The sequence below is a fragment of the Maribacter luteocoastalis genome (assembly GCF_048890225.1).
Taxonomy (GTDB): Bacteria; Bacteroidota; Bacteroidia; order Flavobacteriales; family Flavobacteriaceae; genus Maribacter; species Maribacter luteocoastalis.
In genome coordinates, this window is record NZ_JBMFZG010000003.1 from 691,742 (window position 1) to 704,963 (window position 13,222).

General features: G+C 33.0%; 8 protein-coding genes. 1 reads left to right on the forward strand and 7 read right to left on the reverse strand.

The window, feature by feature from the left end:
- Positions 1 to 638 precede the first annotated feature (638 nt).
- Genes ACOCEA_RS10400 through ACOCEA_RS10430 form a run of 7 tightly spaced genes read right to left on the reverse strand, consistent with a single transcriptional unit; the run spans position 639 to position 9,926 of the window.
- A complete protein-coding gene (locus tag ACOCEA_RS10400; RefSeq protein ID WP_420756168.1) occupies positions 639 to 1,544 on the reverse strand; it encodes a DUF5655 domain-containing protein in 906 nt (301 codons plus the stop codon).
- A complete protein-coding gene (locus ACOCEA_RS10405; protein ID WP_420756169.1) occupies positions 1,541 to 4,810 on the reverse strand; it encodes a DEAD/DEAH box helicase family protein in 3,270 nt (1,089 codons plus the stop codon). The genes ACOCEA_RS10400 and ACOCEA_RS10405 overlap by 4 nt, the downstream gene beginning before the upstream one ends.
- Positions 4,807 to 6,147 carry a restriction endonuclease subunit S gene (locus ACOCEA_RS10410; protein ID WP_420756170.1) on the reverse strand — a complete coding sequence of 447 codons (1,341 nt, stop codon included), beginning with the start codon at positions 6,145 to 6,147 and terminating at the stop codon, positions 4,807 to 4,809. Before ACOCEA_RS10410 ends, ACOCEA_RS10405 begins: the two co-directional genes overlap by 4 nt.
- Positions 6,144 to 8,219: an HsdM family class I SAM-dependent methyltransferase gene (locus tag ACOCEA_RS10415; RefSeq protein ID WP_420756171.1), complete on the reverse strand. Its 2,076-nt coding sequence runs from the start codon at positions 8,217 to 8,219 to the stop codon at positions 6,144 to 6,146. Before ACOCEA_RS10415 ends, ACOCEA_RS10410 begins: the two co-directional genes overlap by 4 nt.
- A gap of 6 nt (positions 8,220 to 8,225) precedes the next feature.
- Positions 8,226 to 8,534 carry a helix-turn-helix domain-containing protein gene (locus ACOCEA_RS10420; protein ID WP_420756172.1) on the reverse strand — a complete coding sequence of 103 codons (309 nt, stop codon included), beginning with the start codon at positions 8,532 to 8,534 and terminating at the stop codon, positions 8,226 to 8,228.
- Position 8,535: 1 nt separating this feature from the next.
- On the reverse strand, positions 8,536 to 9,354 hold the full coding sequence (locus ACOCEA_RS10425) for a hypothetical protein (protein ID WP_420756173.1): 819 nt from the start codon (positions 9,352 to 9,354) through the stop codon (positions 8,536 to 8,538).
- Positions 9,351 to 9,926: a hypothetical protein gene (locus ACOCEA_RS10430; protein ID WP_420756174.1), complete on the reverse strand. Its 576-nt coding sequence runs from the start codon at positions 9,924 to 9,926 to the stop codon at positions 9,351 to 9,353. The genes ACOCEA_RS10425 and ACOCEA_RS10430 overlap by 4 nt, the downstream gene beginning before the upstream one ends.
- Before the next feature lie 378 nt (positions 9,927 to 10,304).
- Between ACOCEA_RS10430 and ACOCEA_RS10435 the strand changes: the two genes are divergently transcribed.
- On the forward strand, positions 10,305 to 12,263 hold the full coding sequence (locus ACOCEA_RS10435) for a DUF2779 domain-containing protein (RefSeq protein WP_420756175.1): 1,959 nt from the start codon (positions 10,305 to 10,307) through the stop codon (positions 12,261 to 12,263).
- The last annotated feature ends 959 nt before the right edge of the window (positions 12,264 to 13,222 follow it).

A 13,222-nucleotide genomic window follows, 5' to 3' on the forward strand; every position in this document is an offset into this window, starting at 1 on the left:
AGGAGGATGCAACTGGCCAACTTCCGCAGGGGGATTATTCCTTATATTTTGACTTATGGTTTTTTGTCATCTTTTTCAAATCTGTAATAAGGCTGTCCTCTTCTTGACCAAGTGGAAACAAAACATGATACCACATACAATTCATATTGTATTTTAAAATTCTGAACCATCTTGGATATTGTAATTTTGCCATTTAAAGTAATCCAGACTCTTAAGATAATGATTTATTAATTTTTACAGTAGTCTAATTTTATCATTTGATATAATTCAGAATGGCCAAAGGCAAGTGCTTGCCATGGAAAGCTCTTGTCGCGCACTCGAGGTGGTTGGTCATTGCAACCGACTTTAGGAGGGTGCAACTGACCAACTTCCGCAGAAGTGCCTATTTTAGGGTATCATCACCATGTTGAACTAAGGAAAGATGTCTTCCATAACCAAGGGTTTTTGGAAAATACATTTGTCCTTCAGTGCGTTCTCATAGCACTTCTTAACTATTCTCCTAATCAATTCACATGTCGTCGCCTCTTCCAATTTTCTAAACACTATTTTCGACATATTACAAAAATATAGAATATCATAAGGCATATTTTTATAATGAAGTTTTAGAAAAGTAATCTGTTTAAATTGAAACCTATAAGTTACAAGAGAATTTGTTTTATTAAACTCATTATATATTCTAAATCTTTGTCATTTTCTATTTGGATTTGATAATCTCCATTTCCTCTATGCCCAATATTTGAAACATCCTTTACTAAACCTTTTGGGTCATCAAGTGTGCCTATTTTGGCATTAATGAATATTTTCAATGACTTCTTTTGAATTTCAATATCTGAAATGTTTGAGCCTTTCTTAAATGCTATGTAATACTTCTGTGGTAATATTTCTATACCATCTGCAAGGTTGAGTATTGAAGATTTAAACTTCTCGTATAATTCAATGGTGTAATCCGAACCATTGCTATAATGGTCTTCCTCCGTATAAACCTTGATGTTTTCTTTTACTTCTTTTAGATTGTCGCTGTTCTCCAACAAAGGTTTGATACTTGGAGCACCACTACTCTTTTTAATTGTATTGATGCTTATTGTATTGTTTTCAAATTGCTTAATCTCCCATAATTCAATACCAAAGTCTTTGAAATCACTTGCAGATATTTGGTTATCGGTAAAACTTGGAGAAACAAAAGCAACTCTTGATTGAGACCAGTCAACATCTTTACTATGTAAAATATCTTTTAAGGTTTCATTGTATGTTAAGATAAACTCTGCCTTGTTCTGGAGCATTAAATTTAAGTAGGTTAAACCTTGGTCAACTACACTATAATTTTTATCTCTCTTATATTCAATAATAATAAAGGCATTGGTTTGCCTATCATAAGCAAGAGTATCAATACGCTTGTTTTTGATTGTAAATTCAGATTTGACAAACAGCAACCCCATAATGTTTTGAAGGTTGCTTTCAAAAATTGATTGTATCTCAAGTTCAAGTTTAAAGGGCTTTTCTTTAACTTGTACTAACTTATTTCCTGTAGTGTTATATATAATCATAGGCTATTTAATGACCTTTCAAAATCATCACATAATTGGTTTAATATATCTTTTGTTTCACGTACAAAGAAATCACCTAAGTTTTTATTCTTAATGGTGTATTTCCTGTATAACTTTGTGAAATCTAAATAAATCTCGTCTTGAGAAAAGGCAGAGCCTTCATCTTTGATTTTAGCAATTAATCTTTGGCCGTTATCATCTGTTTTGATGAAATCAAAAAAGGATGATATTTTCTTTTCAAATTCTGCAATCAATGCTTCAATTGCTTCTTCCTCCTGGTTACGTTTCTCTATTACTTTGAGAATATTGTATTTGTACTTATTTGGTTGGTCTGTGCCTGTTGGAGATGGATTTTTAGGTTTATTCCCTTTATCCTTTGGCTCTATTGGTGCTATTATACCTATCCTATTATCAAAGTAAATTTCTACATCATCTATAACCTCAGATTGCTTATTGATTTGGTTATAAAGCATATTGTATTTACGCCAAAACTCAATAAATAGGTTTTCACTAAACTTTGGGTCTAAGTCTATTACGAACTCAATTAAATTAAGGATTTTAAAGTACTGTAATACTTCATCTTTTATTTTCTTAGCATCTGCCTTTGAGCCTTTAATAAACGCATCTAAAGCATCCTCAATGCCTATTATAAGATTGATGTCTGAGTTTGAAGTATGGTAGCTTTTAAATGCAGGGAAATGAGTTTTAAAAATACTATTGGTAGAAAGTGTTTTTAATAATTCTATCAGTTTTTCTTCATCTCCTAATGGGTCAAAATCTGATACTACCACATTACTAAAATGCTCAAATGCTGCTTTGATGTTTTTAACATTTACATTCTTATAAGAGAAATCAACTATTTTACAATCGTTCTTGTATTTGGATGTTCTATTTACTCGTGAAATGGTTTGAATAGCGTTAATACCTCTTATCTCTTTGTCTAAGAATAATGTATGGAGTTTTTGTTCATCAAAACCTGTTTGCAGTTTGTCAACTACTATGATGATACCATTTTTGTCCTTTTTCTGAAAATTTTGAAGTACTGTTTTTTCATTTAAGCCATCATTCAAACTACTGCAACTTTTATGCTCTTGACTATCTGAATAAACGATATAAACTGGAGCTTCTGCAAACCTTTCATATTTCTTATCCTTTACTAACTCCTTGTAGTACTTGTCTATAAAACCTTTGTACTTAATAGCTGCTGGAATTGAAGATGCTGAAAGCATTGCTTTTGCTGTTCCTCTAATATTATGGTAAACACTACTCACTAAACGTTCTGCTACAAACTTTGAAATAGCTTCAATACGTTGTGTGTTTAGGTATATTTTCTTTTTCCTAATGGCATATTTTTTACCTACTTCATCTATCCCGGTATCTGTATTGTCTGGAATTTCATCATAGCCAAAATCATTTTCAAACCCTTCTAATTCATTTTCAGGAATCTCGAAATACATTTTAGCTGAAACAGGCACTATCCCTTTAATTGGGTTTAAAATATAGCCATCTTCAATAGCTTCACGCATTGTGTAGCTATCAAAAGGAATCCATATTTTTTCTGCTTCTGCATACTTATTGAACTCTCCGAACCTTGCTAATGTGTGGTCGCTTGGCGTGGCAGTAAAACCAACAATTAGGTTTTTCTTGGTTTGGTTGGTTTGATACTCCTTGCTCTTATCAAAACTACTTTGTAGTTCATCAAAAACGCTTATCATTTCTTCGTGTTGTGTACCGCTGTTGCTTCTATGAATTTCATCTATCAGAAAGGCAATACGAAGTTTTGCCAGTTTCTTTACTGCTGTTTCATCTAAGATATTATCTACTGCTGAGAACTTTTGAAGATTGACAACTACAATTCTTTTATCGCTACTTAATGCATCAATGAAACTTTTGCGGTCGTTGGCTTCTATGAACATTCCTTTTTGGATATTCATATTGTGCATTTTAGAATCTAACTGGTCACGAAGTTGAAGTCTATCAACAACAAGCATTACTTTATCATAGATATACTCTCCGTCTTTTCTAAGGTCTTTAAGTTGTAGGGCTGTCCAACCAATGATATTACTTTTCCCAAAACCTGCTGCATATTGAAGGAGTAAGGAATAAACCGTTTTGTTGTTTTGATATTTGAGCCTTTTATTTATCAATGCTTGGGTTTGAACATCTCCCAATCCTTTTGCCTTTAACTCCTTTTCTAACTTTTTGATGAAATAGTCAGGGTCGTTCTCGTGGATTAAGAACTCCTCAATCTTGGCTAACACTTTATCTGTACCAAACTTTTGCTTTGGTCTTGGACTGATTAAGCGACCATCATTGTGTTTGTATTCTTTGGTTTTGCTTCCTTCTTTTTTGATTAGATCCCTTTCAATGAAATTGTAGTAAAGAATCTCTTTTTCAATCATCTTTTTATCATACAGAGCCTTGAATACTTCTTCAAAACGCTCTGTTTTAGATGCTTCTTTGTTTCTGAGTGGGTATGATTTGAACTCCTTTATAAACTTCTTTTCGTATTGCTCAAAATCATAGCTACCGTTGGTTACTCCTGTTTTGATGTCGTCAAATAATGTAGAGATATTTCGTATTACAAAAGTTTCTGAAATGTCTGTTGCTGTGATGTGGATAGCCTTTTCAAATACCTTTAGGAAATCTTTTCTAATGGTTTGAGATAAGTCGTTTTGTTCTGCTATTACTAAATATTCTTGTGCTGCATTTAGATAGTCTTTAGATACTTTTTTACGACCGTTTTTAACTGCCGTTTGATTTGTCCAGTTACTTTTAAGTTCGCTATATCCTAAGTAAATACCATTCAGAAAAAAGGAAAGGTCAGGACGAAATGAAAAACGCTGCTTACCATCATATTTGAAGGTATAGGGCAATTCTTGAACTACAGAAAACACATTTTGAGCAAACAATTTATCTTCTTCCATTTCGCTACCACTTGGGTAGAAAAGATGCAATTTGACACCTTCAAAGGTTACTGATTTATTGGTATTGATAAAGATTGCCATATTCATAGATGATTTTATTTTTTCATCTAAGAAGTCTGTAAATGCTTCTAATAAGGCTTTTTCAGAATCAAACTTTTTGAGTAGCTTTTTGTAGTTGGCTTTGTTTAATGAGGTTTCCGAAATGAATTGTTTTAAATCCTCCATTACAAAAAAGTTGGAAGAAACTGTATTTGCCTTTGCTTCTTTGTATTGAAGACCGTCAGGTCTTTCACAAAAGAAGTTGATTAAGTATTTATCTTGTAAGTCTAATTCTTTCATTCTACTACTTTTATTTTACCCGTAACCACATCATTAATTAATGTTTTGCGAAGTTCTTTTAAGGTGGTTATTTGGTTTTGGATATTGCCTACTATCTTGTCAATGGTCTGTGTTTTGTGGTCTAAATAGGAAACTATATCAGATTGCTCACTTAGGTTTTTAGGCAGATAAACTTCAAAATTATTAACCTTTTCCATTTTTAAGTTGATACGGGTAAACCCTTTCCCCTCAATAATTAAAATTTGTCTGTAATAGTCTGAAAGCAAAAGATAATTTAGAAAATATGGGTTGCAATGTTTCTGTTTAATTCTAAAGCCTTTACAAAAACTATTTAGATAAGTATCATCAATATTCTCAGCTAATACTGCTGATTTGCCAATATCTTCATACCCCTCTGAACTCATTAAAAAGAAAATATCACCCTCTTTTACCTTGTTCTGTTTTTCTCCATCAAAAACCACAACAGTACCTAAATGGTCTTTCTTCAAATAAGTGTTATTGGCAATATTTGTAAACGGTATAAATCCTTTGTTATTAGGGTTGGCGTCTTGATTAAAGTCATCACCACTTTTACCTGACAAACCACTATAAAGAAAGCCTACGTCTTTAAGGCGTTTTTTTGACCAAGTTGATGGAGTTTCAAAACCTAAACCATTTACCTGTAATACTGCCGATTTATCTAAACCTTTTGTTACCGTTTCATTGATGATGCTTTTGCGTAGCTCCTTGTAGTACCCAATTTTCTTGTCTAAAAGATTTACTTTATTATCTATGGTTTGGGTTTTGGTATCGAGGTATTGGGTTATTGCGGTTTGTTCTTCAATTGGAGGAAATAACAAAGGAATATTTAATGCTTGCCCCATATTCAAAGCTTCTTTTGAAGTACCTGCCTGTATAAGATTTATATACTCCTTTACCGCATTAGTTTTGAAATAAGCACCAACATAATTTACATACCTTTCTTTCAATCGCATATAAATAATATGCTGATTGATATTAGCTTTCGGTAAAGATGAAGGAACAATACAAGTTCTGCCGATTGATGCTCCAGTAATGTTTACTAAAATATCGTTCGGTTTAATTTGTGAATTTTTCATTTTAGCATTTGTTTCCTCATCAATAAAAGAAACATCATCAATTCTTAATCCATCATCATAAACATTTTGACTTCTTAATAACGGAATACCCTCATCAACATAAACTTCGCTTCCGCCTTTAGGAGTGACACCACTACCAATTTTTACAATCTTATCTTTTATTCTAATTATCTCCCATTGAGCAGGTATTTTACCTAACCATTCGATCCCACTATCTTTATATGAATCATACTTTATCATAAGCCCAATTCATTTTCAAGGTTAGCTAATTCATTTTCTAAACTATCTATTTCAGCCTGAACATCTGTAACTGTTCTTAGTTTTTCGGGAACATAAAACACTTTATTAAAATTGAGTTCTACACCAATTACATTATCTACATACTCAAAAGGGCGAGTAATATATTTTGCCATAAAATCGGCAATTGTTTTTTGGTTGATTGCTTCATCTGGACTGTAAGAAATAATCTCATAATCTTTCTGTAAATCTTTAGTAAGCACCACTGTTATTACAATACTGGCATCTTTGGTTTTTGTGGCTTTTTTAAAGGCAGACTTGATTACAATTTTACCGCAACCTAATTCGGTTTGTTCTCCTTTTACTTCCTCAATGATTGTCTCTTTGTCTTGGTCGTACCAGTAGATTGCTTTTTTGGTAAATACCTTTACATCTTGTTCTTTATAGTCTATTGCGTTGATAGTTGGTTTAATATCATCATTGAAATAATCTTGTAAAGATTTGTGCTTTGATTTATCAAAAGAGGTGATTTCAAATGCTGTATGTGTAGTCGTTTCGTTGTCTGTTTTAACCTCAATTTTAGTAGGTTCTAACTTGATGCTTTTTTCTTCTACTGTTTCGCCTGCTCTGTTTACTTTGGTTGGCATTTCGAGGTACTTACCGTTTTCATCTACATTGGTAAGCATAATGCTTTGTTTGTTATAATAGAAGTGCCATTTATCAAAAACCTGTGAAAAGGCATTGTCTTTGAACTCGGTAAATGCCTTAACAATTTCAACTCTATTGTCCAGGTTCATTTGTTTACGCTTTTTACCCTTGCTCTTTTTAAGAGGTTCGTGTAAATCACTGGCATTGATAAGGATAACTTTGTCTTTTCGGTCTGCTGGTTTATTTTTATTGAATACCCATAAATAGGTATAAATACCTGTATTGAAAAATTCATCCGTTGGCATTTGGATAATAGCTTCAACCCAATCGTTTTCAAAAAAATGTTTACGGATATTGCTTTCTCCGCTACCTGCATCACCACTAAAAAGGGTTGAGCCGTTGTGAACTACAACTGCGAAACCGTCTTCATTTAGTTTGTATAAAATATGTTGTGTAAAAAGGAATTGCCCATCAGAAATAGAAGGCAAAGCGATAAATCTTTCTGTACTGTCGTTTTTTACATCTTTTTCATAACCTTTCCAATCCACACCATAAGGCGGATTTGCAACTGCTATATTGAAAAACTTATCGTAGAACTTACCAATTTCTGTAATGGTATTTCCATACTCGATATAGGTATCTTTTCTGAATCTGCTTTCTATTTTAGCCAAAGCAAATAATGTATCGTTCCATTCTTGCCCATAGGTTGCAGTTGGTCTTGAAGGTAAATCCGATTTGATTTTATCTTCTACACCAAAAAGTAGGTTTCCGCCACCACAGGTGGGGTCATATATGGTTAAGAATTTGCCATTATCTTCAAACTTGGTAACGATTAACTCTGTAATTAAAGAAATAATATCATCAGGGGTATATTGCTCTCCAGCTGTTTCTGCTGAAATATCTGCCCATTTTCTTTTGATGTGTTCTTCAAGTGTGGTTATCTCGGAGTTATCAAAAGGCGTTAAATCTATTTCGCTCCAAACCTTAACGGTTTCAAATAAGATGCGTTTCTTTTTTAGTTGACCGCTAATACCAGATATATCTAAGAATTTTTCTTCTTCTGTTCCCTTATCTACACCCAATAAATATTTCGTTTCCGGGTCGAATGATTTTAAGTAACTGTGAAAGTCAACATCAAAGGTTTTATCGTTTTTGCAAATTTCTTTTAAACACTTGTTTTTACGAATCACATAATCATTATAGCCTAAGCCCTCTAACTGGAACATTTCTACAAAGTCCTCAATATTGTCTCTGCCAATTTCTTCTTCTAATCTTTTTGCTTCTCTTATTAATCTACTTTCAACCATTAAAAGGGCAAAGTAGGGCATCATATATTTTGGAAAATCACTTTGCTTAATACCTGCCCCAATTAATAAATCGGCTGTTTTCCAAACGTCTGATTCGTGTTTTAAAATGTTTATGCTCATTGTCCTTTATTGTTGATTAAAATCGTTGAAAACGATTTGTATTGCTTGTTTACCTAATTTCTCTTCTTTTATGATTAGCCTTATTTTATCAGCTAACCAAAGCGTTTGCAAATCATCTTCTTGCACTTTGAAAAACTTACTTAATGTTGTAAGGTGCTTTCTGTTGATTGGTTTTTCGCTATTTTCGACTTTGCTTATAAATGCTCCGTCAACTTCTATTACTGCACCAACTTCTCTTTGCATTAAGTTTTTTTCATCTCTTAACTGCCGAAGCTTATCGCCTAAAGTGTTGGTATGAAATACTTGCTTTGTCATCTTAATTTAGTATTGATTGAAGTCTTTCTTTTTCGCTCCAGTTCACTAAAAGTGAACCTGTGTGGTGTTCTAAATGATATAAATAGCCTGCTAATTTTTCAGGTACATAACCATCTGCTGTATTGTCTATGATCGATACTTTTGATTTAATAAATTCTTTAGCATTTGAATCATCAGCCATTTGAAAAAGCATATTTGCTTTTGAAATACTATTTGAAAAATAAGAGTTTGAGCTACCTGTAACGTAATTCACCAAAGACATTATGCTTGGTGTATTATTGTAAATAGCATTGAACTTAATATCCTTTTTTTCTGGAATGAGAAAAGAATTTAAGTGCAACTTCTTTTTATCTGTAAATGATTTTAAGTATTCGTTTGCAACTGACACAAACCTTTCTTTTGTTTCTTTTTCTTCCTTGTCCTCAAAGGCTATTTCTGAAACGCTTACAATATTTTGAATGAATAAAGTAAGGTCAAACAACTTAGAAGGTATGTCTATTGCATTGGCTGTTTTTAGGTAGTAGTATGTAATGCCTTCAGCATTTGCAATTTGCTTGATTTCAAAAGAGTTTTGGAAATGGTAGAGTATTTTTAAAAAGCAACTTTCTTCACCTACTGCAACTTCATAGACACCACTATTTAACCAGCCACCATCAGAAATAACATAATCATCCCCTTGCTTGGATAGAAATACTGAAACAAAACGATTATTAGTAGTAGCGTATGGGGTAATAATTTCTAATGAATTACCTCTCTGCTTGGTTTGCCATAAGCCACCAAAAGCATTTTTTATATCTGTGAAAATTTCTATTAGATTCATAGGAAGGCAATATTTTGATTAGGGTCTTCCTTAGTCATTTTAAAGCCTAAGGTGTCCGACATTATTTTGATTTCGGGAAAATCATCATTTTTTAATCTTGTGTTTGATTCGTGGAAAAAATGAATAATACAAATGTTTATATCTTCTAATGCCTTGCTTTCTTTTGGGTCTAACAACTTATCGGTTTTGTAGGCTATTTCAATACCGTTTTCATTGAACTTGTGAAAATGAGGTGTTGTAATTGCCTGGTCTTTTAATTCAACCCCATCAACCTTATTTCTATGTGTTTCGCCATCACTATCAAAGCGAAAGAAAGGAGTTGGCACAAATGATTTGTATCTGAGTTTGAATTGGAAAAAGTTGTGGTTGTTTACCTTTACATCAACCAATAAAACCATTTTATCTTCTGTAGCACTAGGGTGTGTTACTTCCTCAACTGATTCTAAAGTATTATGATTGTTGCCTGTCTTGTTGATTTCAATGACTTCTGTAAATATGGATTTCCTCTCTGCTAACAAATTGTTATAGAAAGAGTAATTCTCTTTGATTTGAGGAAATTTCTTTTGACCCATATTGAACCATTTATTGACTTGTCCGAACTTGGGCAAATATACTAAGTTAATATTGCTTTATTGGTTCTTTGGATTAATGATTCTTTAGTTGGCAAATTGGAGAATTTTTAATAGCAGAATTATTGAATAGTAAACTTACAGAAAATGGTTAGCATTCAGATGGGGATATGATTGCCAACAATCTTAAATAGTAACAAAAAGAGCATTAAAATCTAAACCTAAATCTATTAAATAAAGAGACACATGGTCAGATTTTCATCAATCCTAATAAATGACTTTTAGGCAATATTGAATTGAAAGGTTATATTCAAGATAACTATAAGATTGGAGACTTATTAGAATTTGAATTAGTAAGTTCTAAAGAGAAAATAATTATAAATGAAACCACTAACCAAATCACGTTTTAAACTAGGGTTAGAATGCCCAAATAAACTGTATTTCACTTCAAAAAAGGAATATGCGAATCAAAGTTTAAATGATTCCTTTCTACAAGCCTTGGCCAAAGGTGGGTTTCAGGTAGAAGCTTTAGCACGTTTGCATTACCCGAAAGGTATTTTTATAGATACCCAAAATTATGAATATGACCTTGCCACAGATCTTACCCAAGAACAATTGACAAAAGATGCTATTTCAATATATGAAGCAGCCTTTGAGCATAATGGTCTTTTCATCCGTACAGACATTCTTTCGAAAAAAGGAAACCATATTAAACTCATAGAGGTCGAAGCCAAATCTTATGACCCAAATGATGAATTTCTATTTTTCGGAAAACGAGGAGGGATAAAAAGTGACTGGAAATCATACCTTTTCGATTTGGCTTTCCAAAAATATGTGGCTCAAAAGGCTTATCCTCAATTTATCTTTGAAACCTATCTTTTAATGGCGGACAAAACCAAAACCGCCAAAGTGGATGGCCTTAACCAATTGTTCAGGATACCTAAAGGTGGCAACCACAGAACAGATGTACAATCAAATATTGGTTCCTTAGATGAAATTGGTGAATCTGTACTATCAGAAATCAATGTAGATGCGATTGTCAATGGAATCATAGCCAATGAATATCCCTATTTTGACAATCTATCTTTTGAAGAATCAATTAAACTCTTTAAAGAATCCTATCAGGAGGATGAATACTTAAATTGGCCAACCAAATTTGGTAGCTGTAAGGGTTGTGAATTTAAGACTACCGATGAACAAGAACAAGAAGGGTTGAAATCAGGATTCAAATACTGTTTTGAAAAACAACATGCCTGGAAGCCTTCAGATTTCGACAAATCCAACGCTTTTGAAATATGGAATTTTAGAGGTAAAAATCTGGTTGAGGAGAATCGCTTGTTAATGGAAGACGTTACTGAAGAAGACATCAATGCAAAACCAGAAGCAGGAAGATTATCCGCATCAGAAAGGCAATGGATTCAAGTTGAGAAAGCCCAACAGAACGATACGTCTATTTTCGTATTGAAAGAGGAGCTTAAAGAAGAAATAGCAAATTGGAGGTTTCCATTACATTTTATCGATTTTGAAACTAGTACGGTTGCCTTACCTTTCACAAAAGGCAGACGGCCATATGAACAGGTCGCCTTTCAATTTTCGCACCACCAATTAAATGAAGATGGTAGTATTGAGCATAAAAGTGAATACATCAATAATACCCCTGGGAAATTTCCCAATTTTGAATTTGCTCGGGCTTTGAAAAAAGCGCTCTATAACGATGAAGGAACTATTTTTAGATTTGCAGCACACGAAAATACTATTGTAAATGCCATTATTTCGCAATTACAATCAAGCTATGAACCTGATGCCCAAGAGTTAGTTTCATTTTTAAAATCCATTTCCACCGCTACTAAAGACAATGTTGAGCAATGGAATGGCGAGCGGAGTATGGTAGATTTAAACAAAGTGGTCAAGGACTATTATTACAACCCCTTAACTAAGGGCTCCAATAGCATCAAAGCAGTACTTCCAGCAAGTCTGCATTCTAGCCGCTATTTACAGAAAAAATACTCTCAACCCATTGGTAAAATAAATGTGGATAGTTCCAATTTTGAGGCAAATGAAATTTGGTTAGAAAAAAATGGTGATGAAGTTATTAATCCATACGTAATGTTACCTTCTCTTTTTGAGGGATGGAGTATGTTGGAGTTGGATGACACTATCTCAGAATTGGATGGTATTGCAGATGGTGGTGCAGCCTTGACTGCCTATGCAAAACTACAATACGTTGATATGGAGCAAAAAGAGCGCGATGAAATTACTAGTGCACTATTGAAATATTGCGAATTGGACACTTTGGCAATGGTGATGATTTATGAGCATTTTAGGTATGATCTTATTTGAAAAAATTAGTATATACTTGCCTTTTCTAATTTGTTCTCAGAGATAATCAATCCAGACATTGGTCTTGCGTAATTTATCTGGGTATTAAATGTATAAAGTGGTAGCTAATCAATTTAAAATGTGAATTAGGGAATTTCCTAAATCATAATTGGTTAGCGATTCGGATAATTCTAAAACCCTCTTTGAAATTCAAAAACCACCATTATCAATTAGAAAAGTGCCATATTTTAAGTAAATTTACAAAAGTAAGCCGTATACGCTACCGTATACGCTTTACACTAAAACAGTAAAAATATATTTAATAACTACTTGTTTTTCAATAGGTTGTAAGAATAAAAAATAGCGGTTAAACTTCATAACCCGGAGGTCGGGGGATCGTGCCCCCCTCTCGCTACTGATTAAACCGTTGATATTGAATGATTTACATTCAGTATTAACGGTTTATTTTTTTGGGACCCACCGTATACGGTAGCGTATGCGGTTATTAAATAAGTCATATAAAATACTGTTATTCTGAACTTTACAAATAGAAAACCGTCGGGTTTATAATTTATAAGTTAAATATAAATTTACCCTTATTGCCCTAATTTTGGACTATCTGTAAAACTGGATAAACATATACTAAATTAAGATCACACCAAATAGCTCGTGAAGGGACATGTCCCCCAACGAATATATCTAAATGATTGAAAATAGCCCCCATTCTCTAGCTATGACCGGTACCTAAATATGGGAGGAGGTCAGGTGCAAACTCAAATCAAGCAAAATTGGTTCTAGAAAAAAGATTTCTCTTTCAAGGGCAACAGGAAGTAGTAACCTAACAATTAAAATGGAAGATGGGACAAATCTAAAATTTATTCTATATCTCAGTAATGAAAAGTCTGCAACATTATACACTGCAAAAATTAATAAAATATACTTGCTAGATTTAAAAAAAGGTTCTGAAAATTAAATCAGAA